At 71.8% G+C, this 21384-nt stretch carries 20 protein-coding genes; 11 read left to right on the forward strand and 9 right to left on the reverse strand.

Features of this window, described 5'->3' with window-relative positions; genetic code table 11:
• Positions 1 to 39 precede the first annotated feature (39 nt).
• Positions 40 to 702 carry a hypothetical protein gene (locus tag CSC64_RS01640; RefSeq protein WP_162433590.1) on the forward strand — a complete coding sequence of 221 codons (663 nt, stop codon included), beginning with the start codon at positions 40 to 42 and terminating at the stop codon, positions 700 to 702.
• Between the two features lie 37 nt (positions 703 to 739).
• Here the strand turns inward: CSC64_RS01640 and CSC64_RS01645 are convergent, their stop codons facing one another.
• On the reverse strand, positions 740 to 1693 hold the full coding sequence (locus CSC64_RS01645; RefSeq protein ID WP_162433591.1) for a DUF3011 domain-containing protein: 954 nt from the start codon (positions 1691 to 1693) through the stop codon (positions 740 to 742).
• A 243-nt stretch (positions 1694 to 1936) separates the two neighbouring features.
• Between CSC64_RS01645 and aspS the strand changes: the two genes are divergently transcribed.
• The 8 genes from aspS to ruvB all read left to right on the forward strand — a co-directional run bounded on the left by aspS (position 1937) and on the right by ruvB (position 9991).
• Positions 1937 to 3691 carry an aspartate--tRNA ligase gene (aspS, locus tag CSC64_RS01650; RefSeq protein WP_162433592.1) on the forward strand — a complete coding sequence of 585 codons (1755 nt, stop codon included), beginning with the start codon at positions 1937 to 1939 and terminating at the stop codon, positions 3689 to 3691.
• A 22-nt stretch (positions 3692 to 3713) separates the two neighbouring features.
• On the forward strand, positions 3714 to 4244 hold the full coding sequence (locus CSC64_RS01655) for a GNAT family N-acetyltransferase (protein ID WP_162433593.1): 531 nt from the start codon (positions 3714 to 3716) through the stop codon (positions 4242 to 4244).
• Positions 4234 to 4911, forward strand: a complete 678-nt coding sequence (locus CSC64_RS01660) for an esterase/lipase family protein (protein ID WP_162433594.1) — start codon at positions 4234 to 4236, stop codon at positions 4909 to 4911. The genes CSC64_RS01655 and CSC64_RS01660 overlap by 11 nt, the downstream gene beginning before the upstream one ends.
• 68 nt (positions 4912 to 4979) lie before the next feature.
• Positions 4980 to 5702 (forward strand): YebC/PmpR family DNA-binding transcriptional regulator, encoded by a 723-nt coding sequence (locus CSC64_RS01665; RefSeq protein WP_162433595.1) that lies wholly within the window; start codon positions 4980 to 4982, stop codon positions 5700 to 5702.
• Between the two features lie 100 nt (positions 5703 to 5802).
• Positions 5803 to 6321, forward strand: a complete 519-nt coding sequence (gene ruvC, locus CSC64_RS01670) for a crossover junction endodeoxyribonuclease RuvC (protein WP_162433675.1) — start codon at positions 5803 to 5805, stop codon at positions 6319 to 6321.
• Positions 6322 to 6352: 31 nt separating this feature from the next.
• Entirely contained in the window at positions 6353 to 6943 is a 591-nt protein-coding gene (ruvA, locus tag CSC64_RS01675; protein ID WP_162433596.1) for a Holliday junction branch migration protein RuvA, read from the forward strand.
• A 57-nt stretch (positions 6944 to 7000) separates the two neighbouring features.
• A complete protein-coding gene (locus CSC64_RS01680; protein WP_162433597.1) occupies positions 7001 to 8926 on the forward strand; it encodes a potassium transporter Kup in 1926 nt (641 codons plus the stop codon).
• Between the two features lie 39 nt (positions 8927 to 8965).
• A complete protein-coding gene (ruvB, locus tag CSC64_RS01685; RefSeq protein WP_162433598.1) occupies positions 8966 to 9991 on the forward strand; it encodes a Holliday junction branch migration DNA helicase RuvB in 1026 nt (341 codons plus the stop codon).
• A gap of 123 nt (positions 9992 to 10114) precedes the next feature.
• On the opposite strand, the gene pdxA is transcribed toward ruvB, so the two are convergent.
• From pdxA to CSC64_RS01715, 6 genes are all read right to left on the reverse strand, one after another.
• Entirely contained in the window at positions 10115 to 11092 is a 978-nt protein-coding gene (pdxA, locus tag CSC64_RS01690; RefSeq protein WP_162433599.1) for a 4-hydroxythreonine-4-phosphate dehydrogenase PdxA, read from the reverse strand.
• A 10-nt stretch (positions 11093 to 11102) separates the two neighbouring features.
• On the reverse strand, positions 11103 to 12473 hold the full coding sequence (locus tag CSC64_RS01695) for a peptidylprolyl isomerase (protein ID WP_162433600.1): 1371 nt from the start codon (positions 12471 to 12473) through the stop codon (positions 11103 to 11105).
• Between the two features lie 50 nt (positions 12474 to 12523).
• A complete protein-coding gene (gene lptD, locus CSC64_RS01700) occupies positions 12524 to 14827 on the reverse strand; it encodes an LPS assembly protein LptD (RefSeq protein WP_425501645.1) in 2304 nt (767 codons plus the stop codon).
• 122 nt (positions 14828 to 14949) lie between these two features.
• Positions 14950 to 15861 (reverse strand): histone deacetylase family protein, encoded by a 912-nt coding sequence (locus CSC64_RS01705; RefSeq protein ID WP_162433602.1) that lies wholly within the window; start codon positions 15859 to 15861, stop codon positions 14950 to 14952.
• A 73-nt stretch (positions 15862 to 15934) separates the two neighbouring features.
• Positions 15935 to 16495 (reverse strand): cob(I)yrinic acid a,c-diamide adenosyltransferase, encoded by a 561-nt coding sequence (locus tag CSC64_RS01710; protein WP_162433603.1) that lies wholly within the window; start codon positions 16493 to 16495, stop codon positions 15935 to 15937.
• Positions 16496 to 16514: 19 nt separating this feature from the next.
• A complete protein-coding gene (locus CSC64_RS01715; protein WP_162433604.1) occupies positions 16515 to 17102 on the reverse strand; it encodes a hypothetical protein in 588 nt (195 codons plus the stop codon).
• A 124-nt stretch (positions 17103 to 17226) separates the two neighbouring features.
• On the opposite strand from CSC64_RS01715, the gene ubiH reads away from it, so the two are divergent.
• On the forward strand, positions 17227 to 18426 hold the full coding sequence (gene ubiH / locus CSC64_RS01720) for a 2-octaprenyl-6-methoxyphenyl hydroxylase (protein WP_162433605.1): 1200 nt from the start codon (positions 17227 to 17229) through the stop codon (positions 18424 to 18426).
• Positions 18427 to 18434: 8 nt separating this feature from the next.
• On the forward strand, positions 18435 to 19619 hold the full coding sequence (locus tag CSC64_RS01725) for a UbiH/UbiF family hydroxylase (protein ID WP_238389712.1): 1185 nt from the start codon (positions 18435 to 18437) through the stop codon (positions 19617 to 19619).
• A 148-nt stretch (positions 19620 to 19767) separates the two neighbouring features.
• Here CSC64_RS01725 and CSC64_RS01730 read toward each other — a convergent pair whose 3' ends face one another.
• Together CSC64_RS01730 and CSC64_RS01735 are read right to left on the reverse strand one after the other, a co-directional pair.
• Positions 19768 to 20157 carry an EF-hand domain-containing protein gene (locus tag CSC64_RS01730; protein WP_162433607.1) on the reverse strand — a complete coding sequence of 130 codons (390 nt, stop codon included), beginning with the start codon at positions 20155 to 20157 and terminating at the stop codon, positions 19768 to 19770.
• A 13-nt stretch (positions 20158 to 20170) separates the two neighbouring features.
• Positions 20171 to 21313: a Gfo/Idh/MocA family protein gene (locus tag CSC64_RS01735; protein ID WP_162433608.1), complete on the reverse strand. Its 1143-nt coding sequence runs from the start codon at positions 21311 to 21313 to the stop codon at positions 20171 to 20173.
• Positions 21314 to 21384: the final 71 nt, after the last annotated feature.

A 21384-nucleotide genomic window follows, 5' to 3' on the forward strand; every position in this document is an offset into this window, starting at 1 on the left:
GCGCTTGCTGCACTTGCGCCCTGCGGTTACGGTGCGGCGATGAAGACCTTCCACGCGCTCCCGTTCGTCCTGCTGCTGGCCGCCTGCTCGCAGCAGTCCCCGCCGCCGGCCGCGACCGCGGTCGATCCGGCGCCAGCGCCCGATGCCGTCGATGCCATCCCGGCCCCGGCCGACGCCTTCCTCGCCGCGATCGCCGGCCACTGCGGCCAGGCCTATGCAGGCCGCATCGTTGCGAACGTGCCTGCCAACGGCGCTACGCCCGATCCGTTCGAAGGCAAGGCGCTGGTCATGCACGTGCGCGGCTGCGATGCACCGCAAAGCGGGCTGCGCATTCCCTTCCACGTCGGCGACGACCATTCGCGTACCTGGGTGCTGGACCGCACCGCCGCCGGCCTGCGCCTGAAGCACGACCATCGCCACGAAGACGGCACCCCGGACGCGGTGACGATGTACGGCGGCGACACCGTCGCGGCCGGCACCGCCGTGCGCCAGGAATTCCCGGTCGACGCGGAGTCCGTGGCGATGTTCGAGCGCGAAGGCCTCACGGCCTCGGTGGCCAACACCTGGGCGATGGAGATCGAGCCGGGCACGCGCTTCGTCTACGAGCTGGCGCGGCCGGACGGGCGCCTGTTCCGGGTCGAATTCGACCTGTCCACGCCGGTGGCGCTGCCGCCGGCGCCGTGGGGCGACGAGGCGGGCTGAGCGCGTCGTCCCGGCCGACGCCGGGACCCGCGCGCCTTCAGCGCGCGCCGAAGCGTGCGCGGCAGCCGCCGCTGACCCGGATTGTGCTGTTGCCGTCCCAGCTCCAGTTGCGGTTCTCCTGGCAGCGCGTGCTGGAGAGGTTCTCGATCACCACAGGCCGGCCCTGGCGACGGTCCCAGGCGCAGCTGCGCTGGCGGTTGCCGTCGCTGCTGCAGGTCACCGAGTAGTTCGGGTTGCCGCCGCCGCCCCAGCCGCTGCCGCTGCGCGGGCCGAACTCGCCGCGGCAACCATTGCGCACCCAGACCGAATTGCCGCGCTGGCCCCAGGTCTGGCCTTCGATGCAGCGCGCGCTGGACAGTTGCCGTACCAGTACCGCGTTGCCGCGGAAGCCGGTGGGGCAGGACTGCTCGCGATGGTTGCGGCTCTCGCAGCGCATGGTCTGGCCGCTGCCGTCGTTCCAACCGCCACGCCCCTGGGTGAAGCGGCCGCGGCAACCCTGGTCGACCCACATCACCCCGCCACCGCCGCCAAAGTTGACCCCTTCCACGCAGCGGGTGCCTGAGATGTTCTCCACCAGCGCCGGGCGGCCCTGGAACGGGGTGCGGCATTCGCGCCGGCGGCGGTCGTTGCTGGAGCAGGTCAGGGTCTGGCCGGTCCAGCTGGAGCCGTTCCAGCCGCCCCAGCCGGCGCCGGGGCGGTTGCCGCCGCCGCCGCGCAGCGAGGTGGCGATGTCCTGCTTGATCCGACTGAAGCCCCAGCCGGAGTTGACCTGGTCCAGGTAGAACTCGAGCTGGTCGTCGGGAATCTGGCGGCCACGGGACTGGTCGGCGTACTCGCGTTCGATCACCCGCACCCGGTCGGGCACCGACAGCTGCCGCAGGTTTTCCGGCGCGTAGGCACGGGTGGCCTGGGCGGCGGCGGGGAGGGGCAGGGCGGTGGCCGAGGTGGCCAGGCCCAGGACGAGCAATGCGGCAGGCAGGGAACGGAACATGACCATCTCCTTCGGCTTGCGCCCTCGCGCCGTGGGTGGGGTTCCCGGCGACCTGCCGGGCTCGACTGCAGGGGACGTGCAATCGCAGGTGTAAGGGCGCATGGCTTAATGCCGGCTCACCGCTGCGTGGCCGCCGGCCGCGGCAATGGCCCCAGCCGCCGGGTCCGGTTTGCCCGGACCGCCCGCGGGCCGCAAAATATCGCGTTCACCGGTGCCCCGGCGCCGGCCTCCCCCGGAGTTCCCATGCGTACCCACTTCTGCGGCCTGGTCGACGAGACCCTGATCGGCCAGACCCTCACCCTCGCCGGCTGGACCGACGTGGCCCGCAACCTCGGCGGCGTGTGCTTCATCGACCTGCGCGACCACGAGGGCATCGTCCAGGTGACGGTGGAGCCGTCGAACGTGGAGGTGTTCGCGGTCGCCGCGGCGCTGGGCTACGAGGACGTGATCCAGGTCGAGGGCGTGGTCCGCGCGCGCGAGGCGGTGAACACGAAGATCCCGACCGGCAAGGTCGAGGTGATCGCCACGAAGATCACCGTGCTCAACAAGGCCGCGCCGCTGCCGTTCCACGCCCACGAGAACCCGGGCGAGGAAACCCGCCTGAAGTACCGGTACCTCGACTTGCGCCGCCCGGAGATGCAGCGCATGCAGCGCACCCGCATCAAGCTGGTGCAGGCGCTGCGCCGGCACCTGGACGCGGACGGTTTCCAGGACATCGAGACGCCGATTCTGACCAAGGCCACGCCCGAGGGCGCGCGCGACTTCCTGGTCCCGGCGCGCATGCACGCCGGCGAGTTCTACGCGCTGCCGCAGAGCCCGCAGCTGTTCAAGCAGATCCTGATGGTGGCCGGCTTCGACCGCTACTACCAGATCGCCCGCTGCTTCCGCGACGAGGCGCTGCGCGCCGACCGCCAGCTCGAGTTCACCCAGCTGGACATGGAGTTCGCCTTCGTCCGCGAGCGCGATGTGCAGGACTACGTGGAAGGCATGATCCGCGCGATCTTCAGGGAAGTGATCGATGTGGAGCTGGACGCGCAGTTCCCGCGCATGACCTGGGCCGAGGCGATGCGCCGCTACGGTTCGGACAAGCCGGACCTGCGCATCGCGCTGGAGCTGGCCGACGTGGCCGCGCTGGTGAAGGACAGCCAGTTCGCGGTGTTCAGCGCCGCCGCCAACGATCCGGACGGGCGCGTGGCCGCGCTCCGCATCCCCGGCGGCGCGGCGCTGTCGCGCAAGCAGATCGACGAGTACGCCGCCCACGCCGCCAAGTACGGCGCCAAGGGCCTGGCCTACATCAAGATCGACGAGGCCGGCGCGGTGTCCTCGCCGATCGCCAAGTTCTTCGACGAGGCCGCGTTCGCCGCGCTGGTTGCCCACGTCGGCGCCGGCAACGGCGACATCGTGTTCTTCGGCGCCGGCGGCTACAACAAGGTCTCCGACTTCATGGGCGCGCTGCGGCTGAAGGCCGGCAAGGACTTCAACCTGGTCGCCGACCGCTGGGCCCCGCTGTGGGTCACCGACTTCCCGATGTTCGAGTGGGACGAGGAGGCGCAGCGCTACGTGGCCCTGCACCATCCGTTCACCGCGCCGGCGGTGGACGACATCGCCGAACTGCGTGCGCACGCGAAGACCGCGGTGTCGCGCGGCTACGACATGGTCCTCAACGGCAACGAGATCGGCGGCGGTTCGATCCGCATCCACCGCCCGGAGATGCAGAGCGCGGTGTTCGAGCTGCTGGGCATCGGCGCCGAGGAGGCGCAGGCCAAGTTCGGCTTCCTGCTCGATGCGCTCAACTATGGCGCCCCGCCGCACGGCGGCATCGCCTTCGGCATCGACCGCATTGCCGCGCTGATGGCCGGCACCGAGTCGATCCGCGACGTGATCCCGTTCCCGAAGACCACCGGTGCGCAGTGCCTGATGACCGGCGCGCCGTCGCCCATCGCCGATGCGCAGCTGGCCGAGGTGCACGTGAAGGTGCGGGCGGACGGGAAGGACTGAGGAAGATCCGGGAATCGACGGGATGTCCCTGTCCATCCGGCGCGCCACCCCCGACGACGCGGCGACACTGTCGTCGCTGGCCGCGCGCACCTTCGTCGAGACCTTCGGCCATCTGTATCCGCCGGAAGACCTGGCGTTCTTCCTGGCCGATGCCTACCCGGTGGAGAAGCAGGCGGTCATCCTCGCCCATCCGGACTACGCGGTGTGGCTGCTGGAAGAGGACGGCGTGGCCGTGGGCCATGCCGCCGCCGGGCCGTGCGGCTTGCCGCATCCGCAGGTCGCCGCCGGCGACGGCGAGCTCAAGCGCCTGTACGTGCTGGCTTCGCACCAGGGCGGCGGCTGGGGCGGGCGCATGTTCGATGAAGCCGAGCGCTGGTTGCTGCGCGACGGCCCGCGCACGCTGTGGATCGGGGTGTGGTCGGAAAACTTCGGCGCGCAGCGGTTCTATGCGCGGTACGGCTTCGAGCGCGTGGGCAGCTACGAATTCCCGGTGGGCCGCGTACGCGACCTCGAGTTCATCCTGCGCCGCCCGGCCGCCGCTGATGGCGGCTGAGCCGTCAGCGGCCGGGTCGATGGCCGGCGGCGGCCGCGTCCTGCTGCTGCACGGCCTGTGGATGCCGGGGCTGTCGATGGGCTGGATGGCGGGCTGGCTGCGGCGGGAAGGATTCGTCACCGAAGTGTTCGCCTATCCGGGCGCGCTGGCCGGGCCCGGCACGGTGGTGCCCGCGCTGCTTCCGCGCCTGGCGCGGGTCGACGCGGTCGTTGCCCACAGCCTGGGCGGACTGATGGCGCTGGAGGCGCTGCGCCAGGGCGATTTCCCCGGCGTCCGCCGCGTGGTCTGCCTGGGTTCGCCGCTGCGTGGCAGCGACGCGGCACGCGGCCTGCGCACGCACCGGGCCACGGCGTGGACCCTCGGGCGGGCGGGGACGCTGCTGCGCCGCGGTTGCGCGCCGTGGACCGGGCCGGCCGAGGTCGGCATGGTCGCCGGCACGCGAGCGCTGGGCTTCGGCCGCTGGTTCGCCCGCTTCGACGGCCCCAGCGACGGCACCGTGGCGGTGGCCGAGACCCGGCTGGACGGCCTGGCCGACCATTGCTGCGTGGACGCCAGCCACAGCGGGCTGCTGCTTTCACGCCAGGCGGCGCGGCAGTCAGTCAGTTTCCTGCGCGAGGGCCGGTTCGAGGCGCATGGCGTGGACGACAGCGGCGGCGATCCGCCCTGAGCCGCTGCATCGTCGAGCGGGGCCGGGTGTAAAATCACCGCTTCGCAACGCAGCACCAGGAAAGCGCCATGGGTAGAGGCCCGTCGATCGAAGCCCGCAAGAACGCCACCGACGCCCAGCGCGGCAAGGTGTTCACCAAGCTGATCCGCGAGATCGGGGTGGCCGCCCGCGCCGGCGGCGGCGACCCGGCCAACAACCCGCGCCTGCGCACGGCGATGGACAAGGCGCTGGCCGCCAACATGTCCAAGGACGTGATGGAGCGGGCGGTGAAGAAGGCCACCGGTGAGCTCGAGGGCGTCGAGTACGAGGAAGTGCGCTACGAAGGCTACGCGCCGGGCGGGGTGGCGGTGATCGTCGACTGCCTCACCGACAACCGCGTGCGCACCGTGGCCGACGTGCGCCACGCCTTCAGCAAGAACGGCGGCAACATGGGCACCGAGGGCTCGGTGGCCTTCATGTTCAAGCGCCTGGGCGTGCTCAGCTACGAGGGCGGCGACGAAGAGAGGATCACCGAGGCGGCGATCGAGGCCGGCGCCGACGACATCGTGGCCTACCCGGAAGACGGCGCGATCGACGTGCTCACCACGCCGGAGAGTTTCGAGGCGGTGAAGCAGGCGATGTCCGCCGCCGGCCTGGCGCCGGGCTACGCGGAGGTGGGGTTCCGCGCCGACAATGACGTCGCCGTGTCCGGCGACACCGCGTTGCAGGTGAAGAAGATGCTGGCCATGCTCGAGGACCTGGACGACGTGCAGAACGTCTGGTCCAACGCCGACCTGGGCGACGCCGGCTGACCATGCACCCGTGCCGGGGCGAAGCGGTCGCGGTGGCGTTGCTGGCATTCCTTCCGGGGGTCGCCGCGTGAACGCGCCGCGTCCGGCAGCGCTGGCCGGCGTGCGCATCCTGGGCATCGATCCGGGCTCGCAGCGCACCGGCATCGGCATCATCGACGTGGACGGCGCCGGCCGTGTGCGCCACGTCCACCACCAGCCGCTGCTGCTGCTGGGCGAGGGCGGCTTCGCCGACCGCCTGAAGCGGCTGCTGCACGGGCTGGCCGCGCTGATCGAGGAGTTCCGGCCGCAGGAAGTGGCGATCGAGCAGGTCTTCGTCGGCCGCAGCGCCGATTCGGCGCTCAAGCTCGGCCAGGCTCGCGGCGCGGCGATCAGCGCGGTGGTCCTGCGCGACCTGCCGGTGAGCGAGTACGCCGCGCGCGAGGTCAAGCTGGCGGTGGTCGGCACCGGCGCCGCCGACAAGGCGCAGATCCAGCACATGGTCGCGGCCATGCTCGGCCTGACCGGCAAGGTCCAGGCCGACGCGGCCGACGCGCTGGCCATCGCCCTGACCCATGCCCACGTGCGAGCCACCGCGCAGCGGCTCGGCGTCGACGCGCGCCTGGCCTGGAGCCGCAAGTGAATCCCACCGTCATCCCTCCAGGAGCGGCAGCATGATCGGACGCCTGCGTGGCATCCTCGCCCTCAAGCAACCGCCGTGGCTGGTGGTCGACGTCAACGGCGTCGGCTACGAGCTGGAGGCGCCGATGAGCACTTTCTACGACCTGCCCGAACTCGGCCGCGAGGTGTCGCTGTTCACCCACTACGCGCAGAAGGAGGACAGCGTCTCGCTGTACGGGTTCCTGCGCGAACCGGAGCGGCGCCTGTTCCGCGACGTGCAGAAGGTCAGCGGCATCGGCGCGAAGATCGCGCTGGCGGTGCTGTCGGGGGTGAGCGTGGACGAGTTCGCGCGGCTGGTGCAGGCCGGCGACGTCACCGCGCTGACCCGGATCCCCGGCATCGGCAAGAAGACCGCCGAGCGCATGGTGGTGGAACTGCGCGACCGTGCCGCGGGCCTGACCGGCACCGGCGTGCCCGGCGGCATGCCGGCGGCGGCCGGCGACCCGGTCGCCGACGCGGCCACCGCCCTGCAGCAGCTGGGCTACAAACCGGTCGAAGCGGCGCGCATGGCACGCGACGCGGCCGCCGCCGGCGACGAGGCCGCGGCGATCATCCGCAAGGCGTTGCAGTCGGCACTGCGCTGAGCCGCCGCCAGGCTTCCGCACATTCCCATTGCGCGACCGCGCTAACCTAGGCACGCCATGTCCGCAGCGCACACCCCCACGCCTGCCCCCGGCCACCACGGCGCGCCCGTGCACGGGCCCCGCGCCGCGTACCTGGCGCTGGTGGTCGGCGCGATCGGCGTGGTCTTCGGCGACATCGGCACCAGCCCGCTGTACACGCTCAAGGAGGCGTTCTCGCCGCACTACGGCCTGGACAGCGACCACGACACGGTGCTGGGCGTGCTGTCGCTGGGATTCTGGTCGCTGATGCTGGTGGTCACGCTGAAGTACGTGACCATCATCATGCGCGCCGACAACGAGGGCGAGGGCGGGATCATGGCGCTGATGGCGCTGGCTCAGCGCACCCTGAAGGACGGCTCGCGCTCGGCCTACGTGGTGGGCATCCTCGGCATCTTCGGCGCCTCGCTGTTCTTCGGCGACGGGGTGATCACCCCGGCGATCTCGGTGCTCGGCGCGGTCGAGGGCCTGGAGATCGCCGCACCCGGGCTGCACCACTTCATCGTGCCGATCACCGTGGCGGTGCTGCTGCTGGTGTTCATGGCCCAGCGCTTCGGCACCGAGAAGGTGGGCAAGGTGTTCGGGCCGGTGATGGTGCTGTGGTTCCTGGCGCTGGCGGCGATCGGTGCCTGGAACATCGTCGAGGCGCCGGAGGTGCTGAAGGCGTTCAATCCGTGGTGGGCCGTGCTGTTCTTCATGGAGCACGGCTGGCAGGGCGTGTTCATCCTCGGCGCGGTGGTGCTGGCGGTGACCGGCGGCGAGGCGCTGTACGCGGACATGGGCCACTTCGGCGCCCCGCCGATCCGCCACGGCTGGGACTTCTTCGTGTTGCCGTGCCTGCTGCTGAACTACCTGGGGCAGGGCGCGCTGGTGCTGGAACACCCGGAGCTGGTCAGGAACCCGTTCTACGAAGCGGTGCCGGACTGGGCGCTGTACCCGATGATCGTGCTGGCCACCCTGGCCGCGGTGATCGCCTCGCAGGCGGTGATCACCGGCGCCTTCTCGGTGTCGCGCCAGGCCATGCAGCTGGGCTACATCCCGCGCATGCGGATCAAGCACACCTCGCACGACACCATCGGCCAGATCTACGTCCCCGGGATCAACTGGCTGCTGATGACGATGGTGCTGGGGCTGGTGCTGGCGTTCCGCAGCTCCAGCAACCTGGCCGTGGCCTACGGCATCTCGGTCTCGGCCACCATGCTGATCGACACCCTGCTGCTGGCGCTGGTGGCGCGGGTGCTGTGGCCGCGCTGGCGCGGCTGGGTGCTGGCGCTGTGCGTGCCGTTCTTCCTGATCGACCTGGCCTTCGTCGTGGCCAACGGCGCCAAGCTGCTGCAGGGCGCGTGGTTTCCGGTGGTGCTGGGCATCGTCCTGTTCACCCTGATGCGGACCTGGCGCCGCGGCCGCGAACTGATGCGCGAGGAACTGCGCAAGGACGGCATCCGGGTCGACACCTTCATCCCGGGGCTGATGCTGGCGCCGCCGGCGCGAGTGCCGGGCACCGCGGTGTTCCTGACCACCGACGGCACCGTGGTGCCGCACGCGCTGCTGCACAACCTCAAGCACAACAAGGTCCTGCATGAGCGCAACGTGTTCCTCACCGTGGAGACGCTGCCGGTGCCGCACGCGCCGGTCGAGCGGCGGCTGAAGCTGGAGCAGATCGGCGACGATTTCTACCGGCTGGTGGTGCGCTTCGGCTTCATGGAGACCCCGGACGTGCCGCTGGCGCTGATGCGCGCCTGCGACGTGGGCGGGATGTCGTTCGACCCGATGGATACGACCTACTTCGCCAGCCGCGAGACCATCGTCGCCAGCGCCCGCCGCGGCATGCCGATCTGGCGCGACCGGGTGTTCGCGGTGATGCACCGCAACGCCGCGCCGGCCACCGGCTTCTTCCGCATCCCGGGCAACCGGCTGGTCGAACTCGGTTCCCAGGTCGAGATCTGAGCCGGCCAGAACCGGCCATAACGGGCCATAATTGGGCGCATGACCGACGACCGCATCATCGCCTCCGGCGCAACCCGCGAGGACGAGGCCATCGAGGCCTCGATCCGCCCGAAGCGCCTGGACGAATACCTGGGCCAGCAGCCGGTGCGCGAGCAACTGGCGATCTACATCGAGGCCGCCCGCCGCCGCGGCGAGGCCATGGATCACGTGCTGATCTTCGGTCCGCCGGGACTGGGCAAGACCACGCTCAGCCATGTGATCGCCAACGAACTGGGGGTGAACCTGCGGGTCACTTCCGGCCCGGTGATCGAGAAGGCCGGCGACCTGGCCGCACTGCTGACCAACCTGCAGCCGCACGACGTGCTGTTCATCGACGAGATCCACCGCATGTCGCCGGTGGTCGAGGAAGTCCTCTATCCGGCGATGGAGGATTTCCAGATCGACATCATGATCGGCGAGGGTCCGGCCGCGCGCTCGATCAAGCTCGACCTGCCGCCCTTCACCCTGATCGGTGCCACCACCCGCGCCGGCCTGCTCACCGCGCCGCTGCGCGACCGCTTCGGCATCGTCCAGCGCCTGGAGTTCTACAGCCCGGAGGAACTGACCCGGATCGTGCGCCGCTCGGCGGCGATCCTGGGCATCGACTGCGAGGCCACCGGCGCCGGCGAGATCGCGCGGCGCGCGCGCGGCACCCCGCGCATCGCCAACCGCCTGCTGCGCCGCGTGCGCGACTACGCCCAGGTCCGCGCCGGCGGCCACATCGACGCGGCCACCGCCGAGGCGGCGATGGCCATGCTCAAGGTCGATCCGGAAGGCTTCGACGAACTCGACCGGCGCCTGCTGCGCATCATCGTCGAGCACTTCGACGGCGGCCCGGTCGGGGTGGAATCGCTGGCCGCCTCCCTTTCCGAGGAGCGCGGCACGCTCGAGGACGTGATCGAGCCCTACCTGATCCAGCAGGGCTTCCTGGTGCGCACCGCGCGCGGCCGCATGGCCACGTCCAAGGCGTACCGCCACCTGGGCCTCAAGCCCCCCGCCCCCCGCGAAACCGGCGAGCTGCTGTAGGAGCTCCCTTCAGGGGCGACCCGGTCACGCCGGGAGACGCTGCGTTCAACGCATGGCCTCCGGATCGGTCGCCTTGAACGCCGCTGTGATCCGACCATCCCGGGTCGCCCCTGAAGGGAGCTCCTACAAGGAGCGCAGCACTGCGATGCGGGCGCAGGTGGTTACCGCCGCCTCCAGGCTCGACGGATCGGCCAGCCCGCGGCCGGCCAGGTCCGGCGCGGTGCCGTGGTCGACGGCCACGCGCGGGTAGGGCAGCCCGAGGGTCAGGTTCACCGCACGCTCGAAGCCGCTGTACTTGAGCACCGGCAATCCCTGGTCGTGGTACATCGCCAGCACCGCGTCGAACCCGCGCAGCTTGCCGGGCAGGAACGCCGTATCGGCCGGCAGTGGCCCGACCAGCGCCATGCCCTCGCCGCGGAGTTCCTCCAGCACGGGGATGATCGTGTCGATCTCCTCGCTGCCCAGGTGCCCGCTCTCGCCTGCGTGCGGGTTCAGGCCCAGCACCGCGATCACCGGCGCGGCGATGCCGAAGTCCGCGCACAGCGCCGCATGCGTGGTCCGCAGCACCCGGCGCAGCAGCGGCGCGTCGATCGCGTCGGCGACCTGGCGCAGCGGCAGGTGGGTGGTGGCCAGCGCGACCCGGACGATATCGTTGGCCAGCATCATCACCACCTCGCGGCCGGCGTGGCCGGCGAGCAGCTCGGTGGTGCCGGTGTAGGCGATCCCGCCCTCGTTGATCGTGGCCTTCTGCACCGGCCCGGTGACCATGCCGGCGAAGTCGCCGCGCATGCAGCCGTCGGCGGCGGCGAGCAGGGCGCCGACCACCGCGCCGGCGTTGCGCGGATCGGGCCGGCCGAAGACCGCCGCGTTGGCGTTGGGGAACATGCGCAGCGGCAGGTCGCCGGGCGCCTGCGCCGGCTGGTCCTCGTGCAGCAGGTTGAGCGGCAGCGACAGCGCCGCGGCGGCCGCCTGCAGCGCGGCAGGATCGGCGAAGGCGACCAGGGTGCAGTCGGTGCGCGGCCGCTGGGCCAGGCGCACGCACAGTTCAGGCCCGACCCCGGCCGGTTCGCCCGGTACCAGCGCGAGCCGGGGCAGGGACATGGTGCCGCCGTCAGCCGCCGGCGGGCGGCGCGTCGGTGGCCGCCGCCGGAGCGGTGGTTTCGTCGGTGCGGTCGCCGCTGCGGAACACGACGTAGGCCTCGCCCCGCATTTCCTGCAGGTGGCGGTTGTATTCCTCTTCCAGCTTGCGGCGGCCGATGGTCTCGCGGACCTGCGCGCGGCGGTTGTTGTCGGTGACGTCGGTCTGCCGTTCGGCCACGCGCTGGATCACGTGCCAGCCGGCGTCGGTGCGGAACGGCTGCGACACGCCGCCGTCGGCCAGTGCGGTCACCTGGTTGCCGAAGTCGGGACCGTAGGCATCGGCCGGGAACCAGCCCAGGTCGCCGCCCTGGCCGCGGGTGTTGTTGTCCTCGGACGACTCGCGCGCCACGTCCTCGAAACCGGCGCCGCCGGCGATGCGCGCGCGCAGGGTGTCGATGCGCGCGCGCGCGGCTGCCTCGTCCTGGCGATCGTTGACCCGCACCAGGATATGGCGCACGTGGTACTCGGTGACCGTCTGCTTCGCGCCGCCGCCGGCGTCGTCGCGTACTTCGACCAGTTGCAGCAGCTGGAAGCCGCTGGGCCCGCGGAGCGGGCCGAGGATCTGGCCGGGGGATAGCCCGGTGATGGCCTGGGCGAACGCGGACGGGATCTCGTCGGCGCTGCGCCAGCCCAGGTCGCCGCCTTCCAGCGCGTTGGGGCTGTCGGAGTAGCGCACGGCGGCGGCGTGGAAGCTCAGTTCGCCGCGGTCGATGACGTTCCTGATGCCTTCGATCTTGCGCTCGCCGGTGGCGATCTGCTCGGCGGTGGCACCTTCGGGCACGCCGACCAGGATGTGCGCCAGGTGGTACTGGCGGCCACCGGCCTGCTGCGCGAGCGCGGCGTCGATCTCGCCTTCGCTGACGTTGATCCGGCTCTGGGCGAAGCTCTGGCGCAGGCGCTGGATCAGGATCTCGTCGGCCAGCGAGCGGCGGAACTCGTCGAAACCGAGGCCGTCGGCGGCCAGGCGCTGGCGCAACCCGTCCACGCTCAGCCCGTTCTGCTGGGCGATGGCGTTGACGGCCTGGTTGACTTCCTGGTCGCTGATGCGGATGCCCTGGCTGCGCGCGCGATCGACCTGCAGCCGGGTCAGGACCAGGCGCTCGAGCACCTGGCGCTCGAGCACCGCGCGCGGCGGCAACTGGTCCTCGCGGCCGGCGTACTGGGCCAGCACGTTGCGCACGGCCAGCTCCAGCTCGCTCTGCAGGACCACGTCCTCGTTGACGACGGCGGCGATGCGCTCGACCGGCTGCGACTGCTGCGCGGTGGCGATCGCGGGAAGGGCGCACGCGGCGATGGCCGCCAGGAGGATTCCCGTCAGACGGGCGGAAAGGCGTCGGCTCATGGACTCGGGAATCTGGGGCTCGGGAATCTGGGAATCTGGGATCCGGGAGATCACGGAATCAGGTTCGGATCGTAATCGTCCGGATGGGGCGTGGTATTGCTTGGCGGGACCAGATAGAGGTCGTCGCGGTGGTAGCCGAGAATAGCACGGCGCAAAGTGCGCTCCGTGTCCTGGCCGGCGGACCCCAGGCCCTTGAGCACGAACTCCACCTGAATGGTGTTGTCCAGCTCGCCTTCGCGGTTGCGCACGTAGCGCCGGGCCAGCAGGCGCACGGCCAGGCAGCAGCTGTCCCACTGCACGCCGCCGATGGCCTCCAGCAGCTTGTCGTCCTCGAACGAGTAGTAGTAGCGGCCGACCACGCTCCAGACCGGGTTGATCGGGTACAGGAAGGCGAAGTCGGCCTGTTCGAGCAGGTCGCGGCGGTAGCGGTAGCCGATGTTGGCCACGCCGTCGCCCGGCCACAGGTAGCGGGCGCGCACGCTGGCCAGGTCCTCGCGGCGGAACTTGGGGTCCCACTGGTAGGACGCGCCCAGGGTCCAGCGGTCGTTGAGCACGTAGTTGGCATCGGCCACCCAGGCCGACTTGCCTTCCTCCACCGGCAGCTCGCCCGGCGCCACCACCCGCGAGTCCTCGAAGTAGCGGATCTGGCCCAGGCTGGCCGACAGCTTCTCGCGGCCGTCGGCCTGGCGGATCAGGCGCGTGCTCAGGGCCACGGTGAGCTGGTTGGCGTCGGTCTGGCGGTCGGCGCCGGAATAGCGGTTGTCGCGGAACAGCTGGCCCCAGCTGAAGGTGAACGGCCGGGTGTCGAACAGCGGCAGCCCGTCCTGGTCGCGGTACGGGGTGTTGAGGTAGAACAGCCGCGGCTCGAGCGTGTGCAGGTAGTCGGCGCCGCCGATGCTGGTGTCGCGGTCGAAGTACATGCCCGCTTCCAGGGTGGTGATCGGCAGGCTGCGGCTCGGCGAGGCGTCGCCGCCCAGCTGCTGGGCCAGGTCGTCCTCGAGCTGGTAGGCGGTGTAGCGCCAGGCCAGGGTCGGGGTGACGTACCAGGCCGGTCCGCCCAGGCGCGCGGAAATGTAGGGCTTCACGTCCAGGCGGCTGCCGCCGGCGAATTCGGTGTGGTGGAAGTGCACCGCCTCGGCCCACACGCCCGCGTCCAGCCACTGGCCCAGCGGCTGCTCCCAGTTGACGTAGGTGCGCGGCAGCCGGCTGTAGGGCAGGTTGGCGTCGGTGAGGGTGTAGTCGGTGAGCTGGAAATGCTCGGCCATGGCGCCGGCATTCCAGTACTCGCCGACGCCGAACACCCCGGCGGTGCTCTGCAGGTAGGAGCTGGAGACGCCGGCCAGGCGGTTGGCGAAATCCTCGACGTAGCGGTCGTCGCTGACCCAGCCGACGTTGGCGCGCGCCTGCCAGGTGCGGTCCAGGTTGTGGTAGCCGCTGAACAGGAAGCGGCCGCGGTCGCGGTCGCGCAGGTCGTCGTCCGGCATGTAGCTGGCGTTGGCCGTACCGCGGCCGCCGTTGTAGAGGTAGCGGAACTCGGTGTCCAGCAGCAGGCCGCGCTCGGTCATCAGGCGCGGCGTCAGGGTCATGTCGTAGTTCGGCGCCAGGTTGAGGTAGATCGGCTGGCGGTAGTCGAAGCCGTTGCGCCCGGACATGCTGACCGACGGGTAGAGCAGGCCCGTCTGGCGGCGATCGTCGACCGGGAACTTGAACCAGGGCACGTACAGGAACGGGATGTTGCCCAGCCGCAGCACCGCGTTGCGGGCCACGCCGAAGCCCGCGTCGCTGTCCACGTCGATCTGCTGCGCGCGCAGCTGCCACATCTGCTGCGAAGGGTCGCAGGTGCTGTAGGTGGAGTGGTTCATGCGGCCCAGCGGGCCGGTCAGCTGGATCGAGTCGGCGCCGCCGTTGCCGCGCCGGTCCACCAGCTGGTAACGGATGTTGGTGATGACGTGGGTGTCGGTGTTATGGTTGCCCTCGGCGCGGTCGGCGACGATGCGCAGGCCCGAGTCCTGGTAGCGGATGCTGCCCTCGGCGACATAGGTGCCGGCCTCGGTGTCCATCTTGATGCTGTCGGTGCCGAGGAACTGGTCGCCGCGGACCAGGGCCACGTTGCCCTGGATCAGCGGGGTGGCGCGGGTGCCGCTCTGTTCGTCGCCCTCGATCACGGTGGGCTGCTGCTCGCGCCCCGGGTCGCCGGGCTGCGCGGCCGGCGGCGCCCCCTCGAACGGCGGGATGATGTCGCCGGCCGGGCACAGGGCCCAGTTCAGCGGCTTGTCGTCGGCGGCCAGGGCCGTGCCCGGCAGGCATACGGCAATGCTCAACGAGAGCGGGAGCAGGCGCAGGGGCGGTCGCACAGGCAGGGGGCATCCGGGCCGAAAATCGCCGGTAGCTTGCCGGATGCGGGTGCATGCGGGCAATGAAAGCCGGCGCATGGCGCAGGCGGGGTTCAGTCGGGGCGCGTCCGCTGGCCCCGGGCTCAGTCGCGCAGGGCGCCGACGTGGGCCCCCGCCGATTCGGCCAGCGCCTCCAGGTTGTAGCCGCCCTCGAGCATCGACACCATCCGTCCGTCGCCGTGGTGGGCGGCGATGGCGCGCAGTTCGGTGGTGATCCAGGCGAAGTCCTCGGCGTCCAGCATCACGTCGGCCAGCGGGTCGGCCAGGTGCGCGTCGAAGCCGGCCGAGACCAGCAGCAGCTGCGGCCGGAACGTGTCCAGCGCCGGCAGCAGCGTGTCCAGCCAGGTGTTGCGGAAGCGGAAGCCGCCGCCCCCCGGCGGCAGCAGCGCGTTGAACAGGTTGCCGGCGCCGCGATCGTGGATGCCGCCGGTGTGCGGGTACAGCCCCGACTGGTGGCTGCTGAAGTAGGCCACCGCCGGGTCGCGCTGGAAGATGGCCTGGGTGCCGTTGCCGTGGTGCACGTCGAAGTCGACGATCGCGACCCGTTCCAGCCCGTGGTGGTCGCGCGCGTGGGCCGCGGCTACGGCGATGTTGTTGAACAGGCAGAAGCCCATCGCCGCATCGGCGGTGGCGTGGTGGCCCGGCGGGCGTACCGCGCAGAACGCGGTGGTGGTCTCGCCGGCGATGACCGCATCGACCGCGGCCAGGCCGGCGCCGGCCGCGTGCAGGGCGGCACGGCCGGAGCCGGGCGACACCACCGTGTCCGGGTCGAGCCGGAGCAGCGGGCCGTCCACCGGGGCCAGCACCTCGTCCACCAGTTCGGCCGCATGCACGCGCAGCAGGTCGCCGCGCCGGGCCAGGGGCGCCTCGCGCCAGTCCAGATCCGGCCAGGCCCGGTGCAGGGCATCCAGCACTACGCGCAGCCGGGCCGGCTGCTCGGGGTGTTCCGGGCCGGTGTCGTGCTCCAGGCAAGCGGGATGGGTATAGGCCAGCATGCGGCCAACCTAGCGCGGCCGCGCGCCCGGCGCCATCCGGCTTTGGTGGGGCGGGCTCCGCGCAGGGCCGGGCTTACCGGGCCTTGCGCCGCTCGTGGCGCCAGATCACCTCACCCTGGCCATCGGCGCGGGCCAGGACCCGGGCCAGCACGAACAGCAGGTCGGACAGGCGGTTGAGGTAGCGCACAGCCTCCCCACGCACCGCCTCGACCCGCGACAGCGCCACCGTCCCGCGTTCGGCGCGGCGCACGATGGTGCGGGCCAGGTGGCAGCGCGCGGCGGCCTCGCCGCCGGCGGGGAGGATGAACTCCTTCAGCGCCGGCAGGTCGGCGTTGAACCGGTCCAGGTGGCGCTCCAGCGCGTCGATGTCCTCGGCCTGGACCGCGGCATGGCCGGGGATGCACAGCTCGCCGCCCAGGTCGAACAACTGGTGCTGGACCGAGGTCAGCAGGTCGCGGATGTCGTCGGGCACGCCCGGGGCGGCCAGGACCACGCCGATGGCCGAGTTGGCCTCGTCCACGGTGCCGTAGGCCTCGACCCGCAGCGAATCCTTGCCGGTGCGGCTGCCGTCGCCCAGCCCGGTGCTGCCGTCGTCGCCGGTGCGGGTGTAGATCTTCGAGAGGCGGTTGCCCATGGCGGCGGCAGGCGCCGCGTCAGCGCGCGGCGCGGCGCTCGCGCAGCATCGGCGCGATGCGCTCGGCGGCGACCTGGAGCACGGTGGCGATGCCGACGTAGGCCGCGGCGGTGGCGGCGTAGCCCGGCAGCCAGTCGTTGAAGTTCTTCCACCAGCCGGCCACGGTCGGGTCGGCGACCACGCCGCTGTACCAGTAGAACGTGCCCTGGGCGACGAACTGGCAGGCCAGCACCGCCACCCCGAACGCGGCCAGCAGGCGGCCCAGCGAGGTCCAGCCGGCGCCGCTGTAGTTGCGGCGCAGCCAGCTGCCGCCGGCCCACATCAGGCCGTACGCCGGGATCAGCCCCCAGTACGCGGCCGAGACGCAGTAGTGCTCCCAGAACGCCATGTCGTGGCTGGAGATCACCACCCAGTCCACGGCCATGGCCAGCGCCATCAGCAGCGGGAACGCCCAGCGGCCCCAGCCGCGCAGGTGGAAGCCGGCGATGAAGAACACCGCCCAGCTAGCGTCCGGCGGCGAGAAGTGGTCGAACACATGGGCGCGTGAAGCGGCCATGAGCAGGGCCAGCACGGACAGGATGAAGATTCGGGAGGTGGTGGCGGTCATGGTCGGGCGTGGGTGAAGGCCAGACCCGCATTCTAGCCGACCCCGCCAGGCTCCGCTTTTTCCCCACTCGGACACCTTGAGCACAGCGATGCGATGCGCCCCGGCACCCCCGTATCATGTGGGCATGATCCGAACCCACGATGTCGTCATCGTCGGCGGCGGCCTGGTCGGCGCCAGCCTGGCGATCGCCCTGGACGGGCTGCCGCTGGACGTGGCCCTGGTCGAAGCGACCCCGCCGGCCGAGCTGCCGGCGGTGTTCGACCAGCGCAACCTGAGCCTGGCCGCCGCTTCGGTGAACGCGTTGTCGGCGCTGGGCGTGATGGGCGAACTGCGCGCGCCGACCGGGCCGATCCGGCGCATCCAGGTCAGCCGCGCCGGCGATTTCGGCAGCGTGCGCCTGGAGGCGGCTGATTACGGCCGCGAGGCCTTCGGCCAGGTCGTCGTCGCCCGCGATTTCGGCGAGGCGCTGGAGGCGCGGCTGTCGCGGCTGCCGCGGCTGACCCGCTACCGGCCGGCGCGTTTCGTCGCGCTCGACGGCGATGATGGCGAGGCGCGCGGCCTGCGCCTGGCCACCGCCGATGGCGAACTGCGGCTGCGCGCGCGCCTGCTCGCCGCCGCCGACGGCACCCGCAGTGCGTTGCGCGAAGCGCTGGGTATTCCCGTGCGCCACCACGACTACGGCCAGACCCTGTTCGTGGCGCGCGTGCACGGCGAACGCGCGCCCGATGGCACCGCGTGGGAGCGCTTCACCGACAGCGGCCCGACCGCGCTGCTGCCGCGCGGCGACCGCAGCTACGGCGTGGTCCACGGCGTGCCCACCGCGCAGGCCGCCGCGGTCGCCGCGCTGGACGAGGCCGGCTGGCTGGCGCGGGTCCAGGACGCCTTCGGCTGGCGAGCCGGGCGTTTCCTCCGCGCCGGCGAACGCAGTGCCTATCCGATCGCCTCGGCGATTGCCGAGGCGCTGGTCGCACCGCGTGCGGTGCTGCTGGGCAACGCCGCCCAGACCATCCATCCGGTCGGGGCGCAGGGTTTCAACCTCGGCCTGCGCGATGCGCTGACCCTGGCCGAGGCGCTGCGCGCCCGCGCTGGCGATCCCGGTGCTGCGGAGCTGCTCGCGCACCATGCGCAGCGCCGCCGCGAGGACCGCGAGCGCACCATCGCCTTCTCAGATGGCCTGGCGCGGACCACCGCCAATCCTTCGCCGCTGCTGCGCCCGCTGCGCAGCCTGGGCCTGCTGGCCGCGGACCGCGCCGGCTGGCTGCAGTCGTGGCTGGTGGGCGGGGCAATGGGCTTCCGCGGCGACGTGCCGGAGCTGTGCCGGTGACGGGTCATGTGAAAGCGAAAGGTCGCGCGCGCCTGGACGTGGCGGTTGCCGGCGGCGGCGTGGTCGGCGCGGCCTGCGCGCTGGCGCTGGCCCGCACCGGGCTCGATGTGGCCCTGGTCGAACCGCGCCCGGCACCGCGCTGGCTGGCCGAACGGCCGGACCTGCGCGTGTACGCGCTGGCGCCGGACAACGCCGCCCTGCTCGAACGCCTGGGCGTGTGGCCGCAGGTACTCGCCGCGCGCGCCCAGCCCTACCGGGCGATGCGCGTATGGGACGCGGCCGGCGGCGGTGAACTGGCCTTCGACGCGGCGGCGATGGCCCGCGCCGAACTGGGCTGGATCGTGGAGAACGACCTGCTGGTCGACCGGCTGTGGGCGGCGCTGGCCGCCGCCGGCGTGCAGCTGCATTGCCCGGCGCGGGTGGAGGCGCTGGAGCAGGACGCGGCGGGCGCACGCCTGCGCCTGGACGACGGCAGCCGCGTGGAGGCACGGATCGCGGTGGCCGCCGACGGCGCCGGTTCGGACCTGCGCCGGCTGGCCGGGCTGGAAGTGGATGCGCACGACTACGGCCAGCGCGGCGTGGTCGCCTACATCGAGACCGCGCGTTCGCACCAGGACACCGCGTGGCAGCACTTCCTGCCGACCGGACCGCTGGCGCTGCTGCCGTTCGCCGGCGGGCGCAGTTCGATCGTATGGACCCTGCCTGACGCCGAGGCCGCGCGCGTGCTGGCGCTGGACGACGACGCGTTCGCGCTCGAACTCACCGATGCGGCGGCGGCGCGGCTTGGGCGCGCGGTGCCGGTTTCGCAGCGCGCCGCTTTCCCGCTGCGCCGGCAGCTGGTCCGCAGCCAGGTGGCCGGGCGGGTGCTGGTGCTGGGCGATGCGGCGCACGTGGTCCATCCGCTGGCGGGGCAGGGCGTGAACCTGGGCCTGCGCGACGTGGCCGCGCTGCTCGCCGAAGTCGAGGCCGCGCAGGCGCGGCGCAGCGACCGGACCGCCGCGCACCGGCTGCAGCGCCGGGCGCGCAGGCGGCGCAGCGACAACGCGGTGTCGGCCTACGCCTTCGAAGGCATCAACCGCCTGTTCTCCAACGCCGACCCGGCCACGACCCTGGTCCGCGGCCCGCTGCTGGGCCTGGCGGGGAAACTGCCGCCGCTGCAGCGCGCGCTGTGGCGCCACGCCGCCGGCCTCTGAGCCGCTTCTGCGCTTTTTTTGCAGGAGCCCACTTCAGGGGGCGACCCGCAGGCACCGGAAGGCGCGTTGTTGAACGTGGGGTCTCCGGAAGCGTGGCTGTTGAACGAGGCGTTTCCTTACGCTTTCGGGTCGCCCATGAATGGGGCTCCTACAGGATCCAGCCGGCCAGTTCTTCCCGGTCCAGGCGGCCGTCGCGGTTCGTGTCGGTGCGGTCGAACCCGCGCAGCAGGTAGCGATCGGCCGCGCCGGCCTCCTTGCGGTCCACGCTGCCGTCGCCGTCCGCGTCGAACACGTCGAAGTCGAAGCGGTCGCCACCGACCAGGCTGCGCGGTTCCAGCGAGCGGATGATGGTGCGCTCGCCGTTCGGACCTTCAAGCACCACCATGCCGGTCTGGCGTTGCAGCGGCTGTTCCGCCGGCGTGGCCGGCGGCGGTGGCAGCGGCGAGGTGCTGGCCGGCGTGCCGCGCTGGGCCAGCGCGTCGCCGCCGGCGGCGAGCAGGAACACCAGCGACGCGAACGTGATTGCGGGACGGATCATGGCGGGCAGGCTCCTACAGGATGATGCGGCGGCTGCCGGCGCGGGCGGAGGCGAAGATCGCGTCGAGCACGCGCAGGTCGCGCACGCCTTCCTCGCCGGGCACCAGCGGCGCGGTGCTGTTGATGATCGCCAGCGCGTCGTCGTCCATCTGCCTGGCCTGCTGGTGCGGCACCGCGTCGGCGAAGACCTGGCCGTCGCTGGTGCGCCCCTTCAGCCCGTCGTAGCTCTGGAACGGCGACAGCTCGTACCAGCCGCGCTCGCAGTCGGCGCGCAGCAGGTTCATGTTGCGACCGAAGCTGGTCGCGCATTCGGCCACGGCGCCGTCGGCGAATTCCAGGGTGAAATGCATGGTCTCGTCCACGCCATCGAACAGTCCGGGGCGCCAGATCTCCTGGCGCGCGCTCACCGCCACCGGTTCCTGGCCACTGGTGTAGCGCGCGGCGTTCAGCGCATACACGCCCATGTCGTACATCGCCCCGCCGCCGTGCTGCGGCAGCAGGCGCCACGGCTTGTTCGCCGGGTCGACGTCGTCGTAGGCATGGAATCCGGCCTCGGCGCGGATCCGCAGGATCCTGCCGTAGGGAAGCTCGCGCGCCATCGCCATCAGCCGCCGCGTGTTCGGTTCGTGCTGCAGGCGGTAGCCGATGGCCAGCTGGACCCTGTTGGCGCGGCAGGCGTCGACCATCGCCTGGCCCTCTGCCGCATCCATCGCCATCGGCTTCTCGCACCACACGTGCTTGCCGGCGTTGGCCGCGCGCAGGGCCAGCGGCTTGTGCAGGTCGTTCGGGGTCGCGATGTAGACCGCCTGGATGGCGGGGTTGTCGGCGATGCGGTCGAAGTCGTCGTAGCCGTACACGTTGGCGTCGGGGATGCCGTACTCCTGCTGCCACGCCGGGATCTTCTCTGGCGAACCGGTGACGATGCCGGCGAGGTGGCAGTGCGCGGCCAGTCGCAGGCCCGGCGCCAACTGGTGGGTCGCGTAGCCGCCCAGGCCGACCAGGGCCACGCCGATGGAGTCCTTGCGCCGCGGCCCAGGCGCGGGTGTCGAGACCGGTGCCGCGGTGGTTCCTTTTGCGCCGGCGGGCAGGGCTGCGCCGATGCCCGCGGCGGCCAGCGTGGACAGCAGGTGGCGGCGGCTCAGTCGCAACGGGTGCATGTTTTCTCCGGGGTGCGAATGGCGGCGTGACGTCCCGAACGATAAGGCGATGTCACGAAGCAACGCCAGCC

Origin of the sequence: Pseudoxanthomonas koreensis, assembly GCF_010093225.1 — a bacterium.
Classification (GTDB): Bacteria; Pseudomonadota; Gammaproteobacteria; order Xanthomonadales; family Xanthomonadaceae; genus Pseudoxanthomonas; species Pseudoxanthomonas koreensis.